A 17,902-nucleotide genomic window follows, 5' to 3' on the forward strand; every position below is an offset into this window, starting at 1 on the left:
CGGCCAAAAACGCTCATGAACTTCATCATTCGCACAACCCTTCGGGCTTCCGTCCGGCTCATGCTGACCCCCAAAAAAGGGCCAGCCTACCGGACAGATCGTGTGCTACTTAAACCGGTCATATCGTGTGCTACCGACAGTCATGGCCCCCGTTCTAGCCGCTCGCGCGGCGGACTGCTATAGAGCCGGCATGGCCTCCCCCACCGACATCGAAGCCGCCGCACGGGCCCTGCGCGAGGGCCAGCTCGTCGCCTTCCCCACAGAGACCGTTTATGGCCTGGGAGCCGATGCCACCAATGGCGAGGCCGTGGCCCGCGTCTATGCCGCCAAGGGCCGCCCGAGCTTCAACCCGCTCATCGCCCATGTGCCCGATGCGGAGGCCGCCTTCGCACTGGGGGCCTTCAGCCCGGAAGCAAAGGCACTGGCATCGGCCTTCTGGCCGGGGCCTGTGAGCCTCGTCGTGCCGCGGGCCGCCGATTGCCCCGTCTCGCTGCTGGCCAGCGCCGGCCTCGACTCGATCGCCATCCGCGTGCCCTCCCACCCCGTGGCGCTGGAGCTGCTGAAAGCCACGGGCCGCCCCGTGGTGGCGCCCAGCGCCAATCCCTCCGGCAAGATCAGCCCCACCACGGCGGAGCATGTGCGCCGCCACCTCAAGGATAAAGTGGCCGTGGTGCTGGACGGTGGGCACTGCAAGGTGGGAGTCGAATCGACGGTGGTCAGCTTCCTCGCGGACGGACCGAGGCTGCTGCGCCACGGCGGCGTGCCGAAGGCCGAGATCGAGAAGGTGCTGGGCCACGCCATCGCGGCCCAATCCCACTCCGCCCGCCCCCACGCGCCGGGCCAGCTCCTGAGCCACTATGCACCCCACGCCGAACTCCGCCTCAATGCGCAAGCCCCGCGTGAGGGCGAGGCCTATCTGGGATTTGGCCCGCTGCACGCCTACGGTCCGTGGACGCTCTCGGCCACGGGCGACCTTGTGGAAGCCGCCGCCAGCCTGTTCCGCCTGCTGCACGAGATTGACGCCACCGGGGTCGCGCGCATCGCGGTGGCCCCTATTCCGCACCAGGGCCTGGGAGAGGCCATCAATGACCGGCTGATGCGCGCCGCTGCACCGAGGACGGCATGAGTGACGCTCTGAACCGGCTCGCCGCCGTGGCCGGCGAAAGATACGCAATCCGCGACCCCGCCCAGATGGACGGTTACATGCGCGAGTGGCGGCAGATCTGGACCGGCCGCTCGCCCCTCGTGCTGCGCCCAGGTTCGACCGAGGAGGTGAGCCACATCCTCGCCATCGCCAATGAGACGCGCACGCCCATCGTGCCGCAGGCCGGCAACACCGGGCTGTGCGGCGGGCAGATTCCCACCGAGGCCGGCAATGAGGTGGTGCTGTCGCTGGACCGCATGACCCGCATCCTCGACGTCGACCGGAACAACAACACGATCACCGTCCAGGCCGGCGCGGTGCTCAAGTCGGTGCAGGAGGCGGCGGATAAGGAGGACCGGCTGTTCCCCTTGAGCCTCGCCTCCGAAGGGTCCTGCCGCATCGGCGGCAATCTGTCGACCAATGCCGGCGGGCTCAACGTTCTCGCCTATGGCAATATGCGCGATCTCTGCTTGGGGCTGGAGGTTGTGCTGGCCGATGGCCGCATCTGGGACGGCCTCAGGCGGCTGCGCAAGGACAATACGGGCTATGACCTGCGCGACCTGTTCATCGGGGCGGAGGGCACGCTCGGCGTCATCACCGCCGCAGTGCTGAAGCTGTTCCCCAAGCCCAAGACCGTGGAGACGGCCTTCATCGCCGTTCCGTCGCCGCAAGCTGCAGTGGACGTGCTCTCGCTGGCGCAGGAGAAGAGCGGCAACCGCGTGGTGGCCTGCGAGTTGATCGCCAATATTGCCCTGCAGTTTGCCATCCGCCACGCCGGCGTGCGCCATCCGCTGGAAGAGGACTCACCGTGGTACGTGCTCATGGAGCTGGCCGACCCGCCACCCGGCGTCCTGATGGAGATTTTCGAGTCCGCCCTCGAAGAACGAATCATCTCCGATGGCGTGGTGGCCCACACGGAGGCGCAGCGCGCCGAATTCTGGGCGGCGCGCGAGCTGATCTCCGATTCCCAGAAGCCCGAGGGCGGCTCAATCAAGCATGACGTGTCGGTGCCGGTGTCAGAGGTGTCACGCTTCCTTGCCGAAGCGGACCGGGCCGTCGCGGACTTCATTCCGGGCGCGCGCTTCGTCACCTTCGGGCACCTCGGCGACGGCAACATCCACTATAATATCTCGCAGCCCGAGGGCACGGACAAGCAGGAATTCCTCGGCATGTGGGACGATGTGAACGACGTGGTCTTCGAGATCGTCCGGCGCTTCAACGGCTCGATCAGCGCCGAGCATGGCATCGGGCGGCTCAAGGCCCATCGCATGCCGGAAATCAAGTCGGATGTTGAACTCGACATGATGCGCGGGCTGAAGCGCATGCTGGACCCCAACAACATCCTGAACCCCGGCCGCGTCCTGCCAGAATGACGGGGTTTCGCGAGATTGCCGATGCGGATGTCGAGTCTGTCATCGCGCTGTGGCAGGCCTGCGGGCTCACCCGGCCGTGGAATGATCCGTATAAGGATATTTCCTTCGCCCGGGAGTCGGAAACCTCCACCGTGCTCGTAATGGAAAGGGACGGCCGCATCATTGCGAGCGTAATGGCAGGGCACGATGGGCACCGCGGCATGCTCTACTACGTCGCCGTCGATCCCTCGCAGCAGCGCCAGGGCCTCGGCAAGGCCGCAGTGCGCGCCGCGGAGGAATGGCTGGGGCAACGCGGTGCGTGGAAAGTGAACCTGCTGGTGCGCACCGAGAATGCCGCCGTGAAGGGCTTCTACGAGGCGCTGGGCTATGAGGTGAGCCCGGTGCTGTGCATGGCGCGGAAGATCGCGCCAGCTTAGAACAAACTCATCTGGTCCGGCTTCTTGCGGGGCGGCTTGGGGGCGGCGGCACGGCCAATCACCGTCGGCTCCATGACGAAGCTGCCATCCGGCGCGGGGCGGATCAGCTTCGCTGCGTCCTCGATCTCGCCTGTCAACCAGGTTTCGTAATCCTCCGGCGCGACGATGACCGGCATGCGGTCATGGATGGTGGCGAGTTCCGCATTTGGCGCGATGGTCATCAGCGTGGCGGTTTCGAGTTCGGAGCCGTCCGCCCCCATCCAGTGCTCCCACAATCCGGCGAACGCAAAGAGGCCCTTGTCCGGCCGCTGCACGAAGAACGGCGCCTTGCGGCCCTCCGCCCCCGACCATTCGTAATAGCCGTCAGCGGGCACGAGGCAGCGGCGGCGGCGCATGGCGTTCTTGAAGGAGGGCTTCTCCATCACCGTTTCGCCGCGCGCGTTGATCAGGGGCTTGCCCGGCTTCACCTCCTTGACCCAGGAGGGGATGAAGCCCCAGCGCACCAATGCGAAATGCCGCGCACCATTCTCCATTCGCACCACGGCGATGGGCTGGCCCGGCGCCACATGAGCGCGCGGCGGAAACTCCTCGTCTTCCGGGTATCCGAACCAGGCTTTGGTTTCCCGCGGGGTCTTCGACAGGCTATAAAGTCCGCACATGGGGCGGAGATAATCACGAATGGCGGGTGAGCAACAATGGCCGAAGCTCGGCGTCTCGGCCTCCGTCTGGCGCGGCGGCAAGGTGCTGCTGGTGGAGCGCGCGAAACCGCCCAGGGGCCTCTGGGCCTTTCCCGGCGGCCATGTGGAGCCGGGCGAGACGCTCGCAGAGGCCGCCGCCCGCGAGCTGCGCGAGGAGACCGGCATGAGCGCCAGTTTCCGCGGCTTGCTGGGCCTTTATGACGTGATCCGCAGGGACGACAGCGGTCTTCTCACGGCGCATTACGTGATCGCCTCCTACCTGGGCATTGCCGGCCCCGGAGAGCCCTTACCTGCGAGCGATGCGGCGGCGGTGACCTGGGCAGACCCGGAGCGGCTCGGCGGCTTCACGCTGGCTCCCAACATGCACGAGGCCATTGCCAGGGCGCGCCAAATGCTTAACGGCGATCAAGAACTGCCCCGCGGGGGTTAACCCTCCTTTAAGGAATGGCTGGCCCGTGCCGGACCGCTCGCTATTGTCGCTTCGGAGAGCGGCGTGATGCCGCGTGACGCTGGACAGCATGCTGAAGAATTCATCCCGCCCGATCGATGCCGGCGCCGCAGCCGAGAAGCAGCTGGCGCTGCAATTTCTGCGCGATGCCTGGGAAGAAGCTGCCTATGAAGGCGTGGACCGGGACTGCATCGCCACTGCCGCGATCTTCGCCGCGCTGTCCGAACTCGTCTCCACCTATGGCGAGGAGCCGGTGGCGGAGATGTGCGGGCGCCTGCCGGAGCGCGTGCGCAGCGGCGAGTTCTCGCTCGTCCGCGCCCGCCAATAAGTCAGACGAGCGCCTCCATCAGCAGCGAAGCCGAAGGCGGCGATCGGCGGCCGCGGCATAACGCACGTCCGCCGCCTCCAGGCCGACGAGAAAGGCCACGCCGAATCCGCGCCGGATCGCGTTGCGGATGACGAGGATGTTGACGGGCCCCAGCGGTGCGGTCACCGCCAGGCCAATGGCCACACCCATCAGGAGAAGAGTCAAGTCCATCGCTCAGGCAATGTCGACGACGACGCGGCCCTTCACCTTGCCGGCCACGATGTCGGCGGCGACCTGCGGCACGTCCTCCAGCTTCACATGCGTTGTGAGAGCATGGAGCTTCGAGAGGTCGAGGTCCTTCACCAGCCGCTCCCACACCTTCAGGCGGCGCGGCATGGGGGTCGACACCGAGTTCACACCGACCAGTTTGACGCCGCGCAGGATGAAGGGGGCGACATTGGTGGGAAGATCCATTCCCTGGGCATTGCCACAGGCGGCCACCGTGCCATCCGGGTTCATCTGCGAGATGACATTGGCCAGCGTGGTGGAGCCGACCGAATCGATGCAGCCCGCCCAGCGCGACTTGGCCAGCGCCTTCACCGGGCCGTTGAACTCGTTGCGGTCGACGATGCCTGTGGCGCCGAGGCTCTTGAGGAAGGGCTCCTCCGAGACGCGGCCCGTCGAGGCGATGACGCGATAGCCGAGCTTGGCGAGAATGACGATCGCCGTGGTGCCGACACCACCCGCAGCACCCGTGACGAGGATGTCGCCATCCGGCGGCTTCACACCCTGCTCTTCCAGCGCCATGACGCAGAGCATGGCGGTGTAGCCCGCAACACCCACCGACATGCAGTCGGCCGCCGTCCAGCCCTTCGGGACAGGAACCAGCCAGTCGCCGTTGAGGCGGGCCACTTCCGAGAAGCCGCCATGATGGCTTTCGCCCACGCCATAGCCGTTCAGCACCACATGGTCGCCCGCCTTCCAGCGCGGATGGGTGGAGGAGCGCACGACGCCGGCGAAGTCGATGCCGGGGATCAGCGGATAACGCCGCGCGATGGGCGCCTTGCCGGTGATGTTGAGGCCGTCCTTGTAGTTGACGGAGGAGTGCGTGACGTCGACGGTGACGTCGCCCTCCATCAGGCCGGACTCCTCGAGGCGCGTGAGTTCAGCCTTCTGACCGGCGTCGGTCTTGGTGATGAGAATGGCACGGAAGGACATGTCGTTTCCTCTTTAAAGAGCTTCCACGAAGCGGATGGGCTGGCCGTGGGCCTCCCCGATGATTTCGTCGTTCCACATCACCAGGCGGCCGCGGATCATGGTGCCGGCGGGCCAGCCGGTGACTGTGCGCCCGTCATGCGGCGTCCACTTGCAGCGGCTCTCGATCCAGCGATTGGTGATGGTGCGTTTCTTCTTCAGGTCGACGATGGTGAAGTCAGCGTCATAGCCCTCGGCGATGCGGCCCTTGGCCGCGAGCCCGAAGATGCGGTTGGGGCCATGCGAGGTGAGGTCGGCGAAGCGTTCGATGGTGAGGAGACCTTTGTTCACGCAGTCGAGCATGACGGGCACCAGTGTCTGCACGCCGGGCATGCCAGAGGGCGAGGCGGGATAGGGCTTGGCCTTCTCCTCCAGCGTATGCGGCGCATGATCGGAACCCAGCACGTCGACGAGACCGGACTGCAGGGCTTTCCAGATGCCCTGCTTGTGATGCGGCTCACGCATCGGCGGGTTCATCTGCAACAGATTGCCAAGCCGGGCGTAATCCTCAGAGGTGAAGACGAGGTGGTTGGGCGTCACCTCGACGGTCGCCACATCGCGCGCGCCCGCGAGAATCGGGAACTCGTCGGCAGTCGAAATGTGCAGCACATGGATGCGCTTGTGGGCCTCGCGCGCGAGGCGCACGAGACGCTCTGTGCAGAGCCGTGCGGCTTCCGCATCGCGCCAGACATAGTGGCTGGAGGGGTCGCCCTCGACGCGCAGGTGTTTCCGTTCGTTCAGCCGGTCCTCGTCCTCCGAGTGGAAGGCGGCGCGGCGGCGGATATTGGCGAGGATGCGGGCCACACCCTTGTCATCGTCGACCAGCAGCGAGCCCGTAGAGGAGCCCATGAAGACCTTGATGCCGGCGCAGCCGGGAAGGAGTTCGAGCTCGCCCAGCTGGTGGGCGTTCTCGCGCGTGCCGCCCATGTAGAAGGCGAAGTCACAATACATACGGTTGGTGGCGCGGGCCACCTTGTCGGCCAGCGCCTCGGCCGTGGTGGTGAGCGGGCTGGTGTTGGGCATTTCGAAGACGCCGGTGACGCCGCCCATCACAGCGGCGCGGCCGCCGGTCTCGAGGTCTTCCTTGTGCTCGGCGCCGGGTTCGCGCAAGTGCACCTGACTGTCGATGACGCCCGGCAGGATGTGGAGGCCGGTGCAGTCGATGGTCTCGCCGGCCTGCGACTTGTCGAAAGAGCCGATGGCGGCGATGCGGCCCCCGGAAACGGCGATATCGCGCTGGCCCACACCGTCATGGTTGACGACGGCGCCGCCCTTCAGGATCAATTCGGCGTTGAATGCCATGGTTTGGACCGGCTTTCCTTGAAGGTTGTTCCCGGTCTTCGTAAATGTGGAACGGGAACGAAGCAACAGCGATGCGTGACATTGAATTTCAGGCAGGAACCCTCCCCGGCCGGGCCGTGATTGCGGTCCGCGGGCCGGAGGCTGGCCATTTCCTGCACAACCTGCTGACGGCGGACATCGACCGCCTGGCCGAAGGCGAGGCCGCCTATGCGGCCCTTCTCACGCCCCAGGGCAAGATCCTGTTCGATATGCTGGTTCTCAGAGGGGCCGACAGCTACCTGATCGACTGCGCGGCGGGCCAGCGGGCGGACCTCCTGAAGCGGCTTTCCATGTACAAGCTCCGCGCCAAGGTGGAGATCGCGGCGCGTGACGACCTTGCGGCCGGCGCCTCGCCCATCGAACTGGCGGGCGGCTATCGCGACCCGCGCAGCCCGGGGATCGGCTGGCGCGTGATCGGCGCGCCGCAGGCCGAGGCCCGGGGCTATGACGCGGCGCGCATCGCGGCGGGGCTTGCCGATTCAGAAGCCGATCTCGGTTCGGGTGAGTTCTTCCCGCATGAGGCCAATCTCGACCAGTTGGGTGGCGTGAACTTCCGGAAGGGCTGCTATGTCGGCCAGGAAGTGGTCTCGCGGATGGAGCACCGAGGCACGGCGCGGAGCCGCATCCTGCCGGTCACGGTCGACGGCACCATGCCGCCCAAGGGCACCGAGATCCGCGCCGGCGAAAAGCAGGTTGGGACGCTCCTCTCATCGGCAGGCCAGAAGGCGCTTGCCCTCATCCGCCTCGACCGGCTGGCGGACGCCACTGCGCCGCTTGTGGCCGATGGTGCTACAGTGACGGTCAAGAAGCCCGCATGGGCGACATACGAGGTTCCAGGGGCGGCATGAGTGCTATGAAACACGAAGATGGCCTGTGCCGCTGCCACTGGTGCGGCACGGACCCACTCTATGTCGCTTATCACGACACCGAGTGGGGTGTGCCCGAACATGACTCGCGCGCGTTGTTCGAGAAGCTGCTGCTCGACGGCTTCCAGGCGGGCCTGTCCTGGATCACCATCCTCAGGAAGCGCGACAATTTCCGCAAGGCCTTCGACGGCTTCGATCCTGAGAAGATGGCGCGCTACAAGCCCGCGAAACTCGACAAGCTGATGCAGGACGCCGGCATCGTGCGGAACCGTCTCAAGATCGAGGCCAGCGTCACCAACGCCCAGGCCTATCTCGCGATCCCCGATTTCTCGGCCTACCTCTGGGACTTCCTCGATGGCGTGCCGCTTGACGGCAAACTCCGCAGCATGAAGGACATTCCTGCCAAGACGCCGCTTGCCGGGAAGATGTCGAAGGACTTGCAGAAGCGCGGCTTCCGCTTCGTCGGCCCCACCATCGTCTATGCCTTCATGCAGGCCTGCGGGATGGTGAACGACCATCTCGTCGACTGCCACCGGCATGAGGCGGTGAAGCGTGCCGCGCGCCGCTGAACCGCGCGCCTGGCAGCGCATGCTGTCCGGGCGCAGGCTCGATTTGCTCAACCCCTCGCCGCTCGACATCGAGGTAGAGGACATCGCGCACGGCCTGGCGCGCGTGGCGCGGTGGAACGGGCAGACCAAAGGCGACCATGCCTTTTCGGTGGCGCAGCATTGCGTGCTGGTGGAGGAGCTGGCGCTTCACCTGGAGCCGGCGCTCGACCGCAAGGCGCGGCTTGCCGCCTTGCTGCATGATGCGCCGGAATATGTGGTGGGCGACATGATCTCGCCCTTCAAGGCGGCGCTGGGTCTCGACTACAAGGCCTTCGAGCACCGGCTGCTGAGCGCCATCCACATTCGTTTCGGCTTGCCAGCGCAAGGCGCACAGATGCTCGAGGTGTTCATCAAGAAATGCGACCGACTCGCCGCCTATCTGGAGGCGACACAGCTTGCGGGCTTCGCGGTGGCGGAAGCGGAGAAATTCTTCGGCAAGCCGAAAGGACTCACGGGCGGCACCGCGCAGCGCTTCTTCCGGCTCAAGCCCCTGGAGCCCAATGATGCCGCGGCACTCTATCTCAAGACATTCAGGAAGCTCGCACCATGATCATCGTCGGCCCGCTCAACAAGGTTCAGCCCCTCATCGACCAGCATGGGGCGACGCACGTGGTGACGCTGCTGGCGCCCGGCACGCCGCATGATGCGCCGCAGGGCATTGCGCCGGAGCGGCACCTCAAGCTCTATTTTCACGACATCGTGCAGCCGATGGATGGCCATGTGCCGCCACGTGCGGCGGATGCCGGGAGGCTGATCGCGTTTTTCCAGGACTGGGACCGCAAGGACCCGATGCTGGTGCATTGCTGGGCCGGCATCAGCCGCTCCACGGCGGCGGCCTTTATCGCGCTGTGCATGTTTCGTCCGCAGGCGGATGAAGAAGAGCTGGCCTTCGAGCTGCGCGCCGCCTCGCCGTCCGCCACGCCGAACCGGCTGATCGTGTCGCTGGCCGACGAGGTGCTGGGGCGCAACGGGCGCATGGTGAAGGCGGTCGAAAAGATCGGGCGCGGCGCGGATGCGTTTGAAGGCACGCCGTTTGTGTTGCGGCCGTGAGCACGGACGTCATCTTCTCCCGCTTCAGCGGGAGAAGACCCCCGTTGCGCCAGCAACGGGGAGATGAGGGGGAGTCAGAGGACACGCGGTTCTGACTTCCCCTCACCTACCCCAACTTCGTTGGGGGCCCCTCCTCTCCCGCTGAAGCGGGAGAGGACGATATTCTTACTTCCCCGCCAGCGCATAGTCCCAGTACAGATCCCGCGCCTTCTGCATGATGGGGCCGGGCTGCAGGCTCTTGTGTTCGACCCGTGTGATGGGCGACACCTTGGAATAATTGCCGGTGGAGAAGACCTCGTCGGCCTCGAGGAACTCGCTCCACCTGATCGAGCGCTCATGCACCGTAATGCCGGCGTCGCGCAGGAGCTTCGCCACGCGCTGGCGGGTGACGCCGTTGAGGAAAGTGCCGTTGGGAATGGGCGTGTGGGCCTCGCCGTCCCTGGCGTACCAGATATTGGCGGTGGCGAGTTCCGCAACATGGCCCAGCGCATCGAGCATCACCGCATTGTCGAAGCCCCTCGACTTCGCCTCGCGGATGGCGCGGGCCGAGTTGGGATAGTGGCAGGCCGCCTTGGCGTCCGTCGGCGCATATTCATAGGACGGGCGGCGGAAGGGCGAGCAGGTGACCGAGAAGCCGGTGGGCTTGGGCAGCGGCGCGTCATAGACCGAGACCGAGAACTGGGTGGAGTCCGGGTCGACATCGACAAAGCCGTCCTCGGCCCAGAACATGGGGCGGAGATAGAGTTCCGCGTCACCGGGGAACTTGGCGATGCCCTCGCGGATCAGCGCCTCGATCTCGGGCGCGGTCTTGACGATCCTGAGGCCGAAGCTTTCGGCCGAGCGCACAATGCGCTGGCAGTGCCGGTCGAGGTCCGGCGCCACGCCTGCGAAGGCGCGCGCCCCGTCGAACACGCAGGAGCCGAGCCACGGCGCATGGGTCATGGTGCCCATCACCTGCGGGTTGCCCTTGTGCCACTCACCCTTGTACCAGGTCCAGGCGGCGCCGGTGGTTTCCTTCCAGCCCATCGTCGAATGCTCCAGTTATGGGCGTCATCCTAGCCAGCGTGAGCGGAAACACAAAGGGCGCCCGGAGGCGCCCTGCCGGACCCTGCCATGCGCGACGATCACCCCTCTTCATAGAAGACGTGGCGCCCGATCTTGATAAGCCGCTTCATGCTCTTGGCCCACTTCGGATTTACATAATCCGCGTGATAATTGGTGGCGGAGCCGATGGCGGCCACCTTGGCGTCGCCCGACATGGCCATCTGCGCGACGCGCTTGGCATTGGCCCAGGCGGCGGCACTGCGCACATCGTCCGGCAGGCCGTCGCAGGCGAAGGAGAACTGACAGGAGTTGCGCCTGCCCGAGCCCTGATAGACCACGCCGCAGATCGACTTCGGATATTCCGGATCCTTGACACGGTTGAGAATGACCTTGGCGACCGCCAGCTGGCCCAGCTGCGACTCCGAGCGTGCCTCGAAATAGACCGCGCGGGCGAGGCAGTTTTCCTCGGCCGCCTGAAATCGGCGCATGGCGATGGCTTTCTGCGCCGCCCGGTCGGCCGGCTTCCGGCTGGCGGTGACGGTGCGCTTGAGATGGATGCCTTGCACCACCTTCTGCGGCGACGGGCCCTTGACGATGACACTGGGGGTCTGCGTGTCGTCCTCGCTCATGTTGACGGAGGCGGGAACGATCCGGACCTGCTGCTTTTCGACGATGGTGGCTTGGAGGACGGCCGGGCGGTCGCCCTTGCCGTCGGAGGCGACCGTCTGCTCCGCATTGGCGAGCTGGGAGGAGAAAGCGGTCTTGTTGACGATCTCGATGGTGGAGACGCCCGGAACCAGCGATCCCTTGGCGAGTATGTTGGTGGCCGGGCCCGACAGGCTTTCGATCACGTCGCCGGGGTCGGCATTATGGGCCACGGCATTCTGGCCCATATAGTGACCAGCAAAGGCGAAGGCCAGAACCAGCATCACGCCGCCGGCAACCATCGGACCATAATCCGCGAAGAAGCTCGGCTCCTTCGATGTGGCGTGGTTCTCGATTTCCCAGAAGCTGACAGGCCCTGCTTTTTTTCGAAGCGCTTTTCTCTTCACTTCCCCTCGACACACCGTGGGCCGCAATTCTTACGGCGTTGTTAAGTTCGCGGTAGTCTAACGGGGTGACGTTTAACATAGGTTAACCATGCGGGCAACCCGGAAAGGCCTTTTCTGTGCCGGATTCGTGACACGGTGAAGACCTGGTTAACCCCTTGCCAAAATTCGAAAAACCTAGCGTTTCGAGAGGCTTGCCTGGGCTGCCGCAAGGCGGGCAATGGGCACCCGGAAGGGCGAGCATGACACATAGTCCAAGTTGACGGTTTCGCAGAAGGCGATGGAGGCCGGGTCGCCGCCATGTTCGCCACAGATTCCTGCCTTGAGTCCCGGCTTCACCCGCCGGCCCCGCTCGGTGGCGATGCGGATCAGCTCGCCCACCCCTTCGATATCGAGCGAGATGAAGGGGTCGGTCTTGAACACGCCCCTGGACGTATATTCGCCGATGAAACGCGCCGCATCGTCGCGGCTGATGCCGAAGGTGGTCTGAGTGAGGTCGTTGGTGCCGAAGGAGAAGAAATCCGCCGATTCGGCGATCTCGGCGGCGCGCAGCGCGGCGCGCGGCAACTCGATCATGGTGCCGACGGAATACTCGATGGTCACCCCAGTCTCCCTGGCGACCTGCTGGGCCACCGCCACGATCCGCTCCTTCACCAGGTCCAGCTCGTTGCGGGAGGCCACCAGCGGCACCATGACCTCCGGGATCGGCGCCTGGCCGGTGCGGCGGTGGATTTCGGCCGCCGCTTCGAAGATGGCGCGGGACTGCATCTCGGCAATTTCGGGATAGGAGATGAGGAGCCGCACGCCGCGGTGGCCCAGCATGGGGTTGAACTCCTTGAGCTCCGCCACGCGGGCGCGCAGCTGGTCCGGGTTCGCCCCCATCTGGTCCGCCACCTCCTCGATTTCATGCTCGGCCTGCGGCAGGAACTCATGGAGCGGCGGGTCGAGCAGGCGGATCGTCACTGGGAGCCCCGCCATGATCTCGAACAGCTCGATGAAGTCGTTGCGCTGCATCGGCAGGATCTTGGCGAGTGCGGCGCGGCGGGCCTCCAGCTTGTCGGCGATGATCATCTCGCGCACCGCCACGATGCGCTCGGAATCGAAGAACATGTGTTCGGTGCGGCACAGGCCGATGCCCTCCGCGCCGAAGTCGCGCGCCGTGCGGGCATCGAGCGGGGTTTCGGCATTGGCGCGGACACCCATGCGGCGGAAGCCATCCGCCCAGGCCATCAGTGTGGCGAAGTCGCCCGACAGCTCCGGCTTGATGGTGGCCACCTCGCCCTTCATCACCTGGCCGGTGGAGCCGTCGACCGTGATGGTCTCGCCCTTCTTGAGCGTGACGCCCATGACAGCAAGGGTGCCCGCGGCGTAGTCGATCCTCAGCGCACCCGCGCCCGAGACGCAGGGCTTGCCCATGCCGCGCGCCACGACGGCCGCATGGGACGTCATGCCGCCGCGCGTGGTGAGAATGCCCTCGGCGGCGTGCATGCCGTGAATGTCCTCCGGGCTCGTCTCGATGCGCACCAGAATGACGCGGCGATTGAGCGATTTGAGCCGCTCCGCCTCGTCGGCATCGAACACGATTTCACCGGAGGCGGCGCCGGGCGAGGCCGGCAAGCCGGTGGCGATCACGTCGCGCCTGGCCTTGGGGTCCAACGTGGGGTGCAGAAGCTGGTCGAGCGAGGCCGGGTCGATGCGCTGCACGGCTTCAGCCCTGGTGATCAGGCCTTCGGCGGCCATGTCCACCGCGATTTTGAGCGCGGCCTTGGCGGTGCGCTTGCCGGTCCTCGTCTGCAGCATCCAGAGCTTGCTGTCCTGGATGGTGAATTCCATGTCCTGCATGTCGCGGTAATGGCGCTCCAGCAGGTCGAAATTGGCCTGCAGCTCCCGGAACGTTTCCGGCATGATGTGCTCAAGCGAGGGGGCCTCGGAGTGCGCCTCGATGCGGGCCCTTTCGGTGATGTTCTGTGGCGTGCGGATGCCGGCCACCACATCCTCGCCCTGGGCGTTCACCAGGAACTCGCCATAGAGCTCCTTCGCCCCCGTCGCCGGGTTGCGGGTGAAAGCGACGCCAGTCGCCGAGGTTTCGCCCATGTTGCCGAACACCATGGCCTGCACGTTGACCGCCGTGCCCCAGTCTTCCGGAATGTTGTTGAGCTTGCGGTAGGTGATGGCGCGCGCGCCGTTCCACGACTTGAACACAGCGCCGATCGCGCCCCACAGCTGCTCATTGGGGTCCTGCGGAAAGGGCTTGCCCGCCGCCTCCTCGACGAACGCCTTGTAGCGCGCGATGAGGCCCTGCCACTCCTCCGCCGTCACTTCCGTGTCGAGCGTGTAGTTCCGCTGTTCCTTGAAGCCGCCGAGAATGTCCTCGAACTCGGCATGGTCGACGCCCAGCACCACGCCGGAATACATCGAGATGAAACGGCGGTAGCTGTCGAAGGCGAAGCGCCGGTCGCCTGAGCGCGTGGCGAGGCCTTCCACCGTCATGTCGTTGAGGCCGAGGTTCAGCACCGTGTCCATCATGCCGGGCATCGAGGCGCGCGCGCCGGAGCGCACCGAGACGAGCAGCGGGTTGGCGGCATTGCCGAACTCGGCGCCCGCGATCTTTTCGACGGTGGCCAGCGCCGAACGGATCTGCGCGTCGAGGCCTTGCGGATAGGCGCGGTTGTTCTTGTAGAAGGCGGTGCAGACTTCGGTCGAAATGGTGAAGCCGGGGGGAACCGGCAGGCCGAGATTGGCCATCTCGGCGAGGTTCGCGCCCTTGCCGCCCAGGAGCGCCTTCATTTCGGCGCGGCCCTCCGCCGAACCGCCACCGAAGGAATAGACGAACTTCGCGCTATCAGCCGCCATAACGGAATCTTCCCATGCTTGCGTTGTTCTTGTGAAAGCGTGTAGCGGGGTGTAGCGGGCGGCGGCCCGCGCACTAGACAATCACAGGACCGTGATGCGTGCAATGCAATATCGCACATGCGACATTGCGGCGGATGCTCGCCTCAGGCGACTGCCGGGGTCAGCGAGGGGCGGTGCGGGCGGCGGACATAGAGGATCCACAGCGCGATCGACAGGTTCAGAACGTTCCAGGCCACGCCATTGAGGAAGGCCATAGTGTAGGAGCCCGTCCAGTCATAGATCTCGCCGGACATCCAGCCGCCCAGCGCCATGCCGAAGACGGTGGCGGTGAGCACGGTGGAAATGCGCGTGCCCGCCTGGCGCGCCGGGAAGTGGTCGCGGATAATGAGCGCATAGCTCGGCACGATGCCGCCCTGGCTCAGGCCGAAGATGGCGGAGACGACATAGAGCGAGGCGAGGCCATCGAAGGGAATATAGGCAAGCAGCGCCAGCATCTGCATGGCGGAGCCGGCGATGAGCGTCGTCAGGCCGCCCAACTTGTCGGCGACGAGGCCGGAGACGAGGCGGCTCAGCACGCCGAAGCCCAGCATGATCGACAGCATCTCGGCCCCACGTGCCGGACCGTAACCCAAATCGGCGCAATAGGCGACGATGTGTACCTGCGGCATCGACATGGCCACACAGCAGGACAGGCCCGCCAGCACCAGAGCCGGAAACAGCAAGCGGTGCGTCGGCAGCAGGCCTTTCTGGCCGGCGCTGCGGCTGGCCGGGCTTGCCGTGTCATGGAAATGCGGGCGCTTCCTGAGGAACTGCGCCAGAGGGACCATCACCACGGCGCAGAGCACGCCGATCGCCATATAGGTCCAGCGCCAGCCGTAGCTCTGGATCGCGGCCTGCATGAAGGGTGGCCAGAGTGTGCCAGCGATGTAATTGCCGCTGGCCACGATGGCAATCGCAATGCCGCGGCGCTTGAGGAACCACTGCGAGGCATCGGCCACCAGCGGCCCGAAGGTGGCGGCGCTCCCAAGGAAACCGATGAAGACCGCCTGCACGACGACGAACTGCCAATAGCTCGCCGACCAGGCCGCGAGAAAGAAGCCGATGCCGAGAGAGACGCCCGCGATGGTGATGGGAACGGTGATGCCGAACTTGTCCGCCATTTTGCCCATCGCGAAGCCGCCGGCCGCGAAGCCGAGGAAAGTGGCGGTATAGGGGAAGGAAGCGCCCGCGCGGTCCACCCCGAACTCCGCCTGAATGGTCGGCAGCACCACGACGGCGAGCCACAGCCCGATGCCGCCGACGACGGCGAGGACGAGCGAGATGATCAAGCGGATCCAGGCATAGCGGCTGTCAGGGGTGTAGGCGGAAGCAGCGGTCATGGGACCTCCTTAGGCGGCATCGGCGCGCCGGTCAAAATGGCACCCATGCAAAATCGCAGGGTCCAGCCTGCGCCGGGCGTCCGGCCCTTCAGCCCGGCGGCCCGTGCGCCAGCAGATGGGCGCGGAAGGCGGCGGCGATGGGCGAAAGGTGCTTGGCCCGCGGGTGCACCACGTGCCAGCGCGACGAGATGGGGAAGCCCTCTACCGGCAACTCGCGCACGCCGCGGGCGCCCTGCAGCGCATGGCGCGATACGACGCCGATGCCGAGCCCGCCGGCCACCGCCTCCTTGATCGCCTCGTTGCTGCCGAGTTGAAGCCGCACGTCCGGTTTGAAACGGTGGCGGGCGAAGTGGCGGTCGGTGGCCATGCGGGTGCCCGAGCCTGGCTCGCGGAGGATGAAGCGCTGGTCCCGGAGCTGGGCCAGGGTCACCCGTGAGCCGAGCTTCGCTCCGCGCGCCGCGATCACCACCAGGGGGTTTTCCATGAACACGGCATCCTCAAGGTCAAGCTCGGGCGGCATGGACATGATGTAAATGTCATCGCGGTTGTCGCGCAGCCGTTCCACCACGCCATCGCGGTTCAAGACCTCGAGCGCCACGTCAATTTGCGGATGGAGCCGGCAGAAGCTGCCGACGAGACGGGGGATGAAATACTTCGCGGTGCTGACCGCCGCCACGCGCAGCCGCCCGCGCGACAGGCCCTTGACCAGGCCGACGTGCTGTTCGAAAGCTTCCCACTCGGCCAGCATGGCGCGCGCCGTCTGCGCCAGCTGGCGGCCCGCGTCGGTCAAATGCACGCGCTTCGAAATCACCTCGTAGAGCGGCAGGCCCACGGCCTCCGTCACTTCCTTCAGCTGGGCGGAGGCGGTGGGCTGAGTCACATGCATCGCGGCGGCCGCCTTGCTCACGCTGCCGGTGTCGGCGAGGGAGAGGAAGAGGCGCAGCTGACGGAATGTGACGTTCATAGATTTCAGTCTATGGATTATTGCCGAAAAATCAATTTTTATCAATTTATGGAGGCGGCTAGCAATCGGCCGGAGGAGGCAACCATGCAAAACTTCGTCGACCCCGCGATTCTGTTCTTCGTCTTCGGCGTCCTGGCCGGGGCGCTGCGCTCAAACCTGGAGATTCCCAAATCCATCGCCAAGTTCCTGTCGCTTTACCTGCTGATGGCGCTGGGACTCAAGGGCGGCTTCGCGCTGGCGCAGTCGGGCTTCACCGCCACGATCGCGCTGAGCCTGGGCGCCGCGCTGCTGATGGCCTTCATCGTTCCGACGATCGGCTATGCCTTTCTCAAGAACCGTGTGTCGCGCTTCGATGCCGCGGCGGTGGCGGCGGCCTATGGCTCGGTCAGCGCCGTCACCTTCGTGACCGCCATGCAGTACCTCGACAGCGCGGGGCTGGAGCCCGGCGGCCACATGGCGGTGGCCATGGTGATCATGGAATCGCCCGCCATCATCATGGCCGTGCTGCTGGCCAGTTCGATCCGCCACATGCAGGGCCTGGCCACCGCGTCCGGCACGCCGCGCAGTGCGGGTGCAGCCGCCGCACCGGCCATCGCCGCAGCGCCGCCGTCACTGGGCAAGATCCTGCATGAATCCTTCACCGACGGCGCGCATCTGCTCCTCCTCGGCTCCATGGCCGTGGGCTTCATCAGCGGCGAGGCGGGCAAGACCATGATGCAGCCCTTCTCGGGCGACCTGTTCAAGGGCATGCTGGCCTTCTTCCTGCTCGACATGGGCCTGATGGTGGCGAAGAATTTCCGCGACGCCGTGAAGGCCTCGCCGGCGCTGATCGGCTATGCGGCGGTAGGCCCCTCCGTGCATGCCGGCATTGCGCTCGCCCTGTCGATGCTGCTGGGGCTGCCGGTGGCGGATGCGGCCCTGCTGATGGTGCTGTCAGCGAGCGCCTCCTATATCGTGGTTCCCGCGGTGCTGCGCTATGCGATCCCCGAGGCCAACCCGGCCATCTATTTCGGGCTCAGCCTCGGCGTCACCTTCCCGATCAACATCCTGATCGGCATTCCGCTCTACACGGCCATGGCGGAGCGGTTCATTGCCGCGGGCTAAAGTG

19 protein-coding genes are annotated in these 17,902 nt (G+C 65.9%); 10 read left to right on the forward strand and 9 right to left on the reverse strand.

Annotated elements, in window-relative coordinates; all coding sequences use genetic code 11:
* The first annotated feature begins 190 nt into the window (after positions 1–190).
* The 3 genes from IOC82_RS00005 to IOC82_RS00015 are packed head-to-tail and all read left to right on the forward strand — an operon-like array spanning position 191 to position 2,933.
* Positions 191–1,126, forward strand: coding sequence for an L-threonylcarbamoyladenylate synthase (locus IOC82_RS00005; RefSeq protein ID WP_290544113.1), 936 nt, complete (start codon positions 191–193; stop codon positions 1,124–1,126).
* A complete protein-coding gene (locus IOC82_RS00010) occupies positions 1,123–2,517 on the forward strand; it encodes an FAD-binding oxidoreductase (protein ID WP_290544114.1) in 1,395 nt (464 codons plus the stop codon). The genes IOC82_RS00005 and IOC82_RS00010 overlap by 4 nt, the downstream gene beginning before the upstream one ends.
* Positions 2,514–2,933 (forward strand): GNAT family acetyltransferase, encoded by a 420-nt coding sequence (locus IOC82_RS00015; RefSeq protein WP_290544115.1) that lies wholly within the window; start codon positions 2,514–2,516, stop codon positions 2,931–2,933. The genes IOC82_RS00010 and IOC82_RS00015 overlap by 4 nt, the downstream gene beginning before the upstream one ends.
* On the opposite strand, the gene IOC82_RS00020 is transcribed toward IOC82_RS00015, so the two are convergent.
* On the reverse strand, positions 2,930–3,592 hold the full coding sequence (locus IOC82_RS00020) for an SOS response-associated peptidase (RefSeq protein WP_290544116.1): 663 nt from the start codon (positions 3,590–3,592) through the stop codon (positions 2,930–2,932). The genes IOC82_RS00015 and IOC82_RS00020 overlap by 4 nt on opposite strands.
* 19 nt (positions 3,593–3,611) lie before the next feature.
* On the opposite strand from IOC82_RS00020, the gene IOC82_RS00025 reads away from it, so the two are divergent.
* Positions 3,612–4,061 (forward strand): NUDIX hydrolase, encoded by a 450-nt coding sequence (locus IOC82_RS00025; RefSeq protein WP_290544117.1) that lies wholly within the window; start codon positions 3,612–3,614, stop codon positions 4,059–4,061.
* An 88-nt stretch (positions 4,062–4,149) separates the two neighbouring features.
* Positions 4,150–4,407 (forward strand): hypothetical protein, encoded by a 258-nt coding sequence (locus tag IOC82_RS00030; RefSeq protein WP_290544118.1) that lies wholly within the window; start codon positions 4,150–4,152, stop codon positions 4,405–4,407.
* 18 nt (positions 4,408–4,425) lie between these two features.
* Here IOC82_RS00030 and IOC82_RS00035 read toward each other — a convergent pair whose 3' ends face one another.
* From IOC82_RS00035 to IOC82_RS00045, 3 genes are read right to left on the reverse strand one after another with little or no spacing between them, the layout of a single operon-like run.
* Positions 4,426–4,611: a hypothetical protein gene (locus IOC82_RS00035; RefSeq protein ID WP_290544119.1), complete on the reverse strand. Its 186-nt coding sequence runs from the start codon at positions 4,609–4,611 to the stop codon at positions 4,426–4,428.
* A gap of 9 nt (positions 4,612–4,620) precedes the next feature.
* Positions 4,621–5,604, reverse strand: coding sequence for an MDR family oxidoreductase (locus IOC82_RS00040; protein WP_290544120.1), 984 nt, complete (start codon positions 5,602–5,604; stop codon positions 4,621–4,623).
* Positions 5,605–5,616: 12 nt separating this feature from the next.
* The gene (locus IOC82_RS00045) at positions 5,617–6,942 is read right to left on the reverse strand and encodes a dihydroorotase (RefSeq protein ID WP_290544121.1); all 1,326 of its coding nucleotides are present in this window, start codon (positions 6,940–6,942) and stop codon (positions 5,617–5,619) included.
* A 71-nt stretch (positions 6,943–7,013) separates the two neighbouring features.
* On the opposite strand from IOC82_RS00045, the gene IOC82_RS00050 reads away from it, so the two are divergent.
* Genes IOC82_RS00050 through IOC82_RS00065 form a run of 4 tightly spaced genes read left to right on the forward strand, consistent with a single transcriptional unit; the run spans position 7,014 to position 9,505 of the window.
* Complete coding sequence (locus IOC82_RS00050; RefSeq protein WP_290544122.1) at positions 7,014–7,829, forward strand: folate-binding protein YgfZ; 816 nt, start codon at positions 7,014–7,016, stop codon at positions 7,827–7,829.
* Entirely contained in the window at positions 7,826–8,416 is a 591-nt protein-coding gene (locus tag IOC82_RS00055; protein WP_290544123.1) for a DNA-3-methyladenine glycosylase I, read from the forward strand. Before IOC82_RS00050 ends, IOC82_RS00055 begins: the two co-directional genes overlap by 4 nt.
* A 19-nt stretch (positions 8,417–8,435) precedes the next feature.
* Positions 8,436–9,005: an HD family hydrolase gene (locus IOC82_RS00060; protein ID WP_290544356.1), complete on the forward strand. Its 570-nt coding sequence runs from the start codon at positions 8,436–8,438 to the stop codon at positions 9,003–9,005.
* Positions 9,002–9,505, forward strand: coding sequence for a protein-tyrosine phosphatase family protein (locus IOC82_RS00065; protein ID WP_290544124.1), 504 nt, complete (start codon positions 9,002–9,004; stop codon positions 9,503–9,505). The genes IOC82_RS00060 and IOC82_RS00065 overlap by 4 nt, the downstream gene beginning before the upstream one ends.
* Positions 9,506–9,670: 165 nt before the next feature.
* Here IOC82_RS00065 and IOC82_RS00070 read toward each other — a convergent pair whose 3' ends face one another.
* From IOC82_RS00070 to IOC82_RS00090, 5 genes are all read right to left on the reverse strand, one after another.
* Positions 9,671–10,531, reverse strand: coding sequence for a branched-chain amino acid aminotransferase (locus IOC82_RS00070; RefSeq protein ID WP_290544125.1), 861 nt, complete (start codon positions 10,529–10,531; stop codon positions 9,671–9,673).
* Positions 10,532–10,629: 98 nt separating this feature from the next.
* Positions 10,630–11,601 carry a cell wall hydrolase gene (locus IOC82_RS00075; protein WP_290544126.1) on the reverse strand — a complete coding sequence of 324 codons (972 nt, stop codon included), beginning with the start codon at positions 11,599–11,601 and terminating at the stop codon, positions 10,630–10,632.
* Positions 11,602–11,775: 174 nt separating this feature from the next.
* Positions 11,776–14,451, reverse strand: a complete 2,676-nt coding sequence (ppdK, locus tag IOC82_RS00080; protein ID WP_290544127.1) for a pyruvate, phosphate dikinase — start codon at positions 14,449–14,451, stop codon at positions 11,776–11,778.
* Positions 14,452–14,594: 143 nt separating this feature from the next.
* A complete protein-coding gene (locus tag IOC82_RS00085) occupies positions 14,595–15,830 on the reverse strand; it encodes an MFS transporter (RefSeq protein ID WP_290544128.1) in 1,236 nt (411 codons plus the stop codon).
* A gap of 88 nt (positions 15,831–15,918) precedes the next feature.
* A complete protein-coding gene (locus IOC82_RS00090) occupies positions 15,919–16,794 on the reverse strand; it encodes a LysR family transcriptional regulator (protein ID WP_290544129.1) in 876 nt (291 codons plus the stop codon).
* Positions 16,795–16,878: 84 nt separating this feature from the next.
* On the opposite strand from IOC82_RS00090, the gene IOC82_RS00095 reads away from it, so the two are divergent.
* Positions 16,879–17,898 carry a sodium-dependent bicarbonate transport family permease gene (locus IOC82_RS00095; protein WP_290544130.1) on the forward strand — a complete coding sequence of 340 codons (1,020 nt, stop codon included), beginning with the start codon at positions 16,879–16,881 and terminating at the stop codon, positions 17,896–17,898.
* The last annotated feature ends 4 nt before the right edge of the window (positions 17,899–17,902 follow it).

The organism is Aestuariivirga sp., from assembly GCF_020252395.1.
Classification (GTDB): domain Bacteria; phylum Pseudomonadota; class Alphaproteobacteria; order Rhizobiales; family Aestuariivirgaceae; genus Aestuariivirga.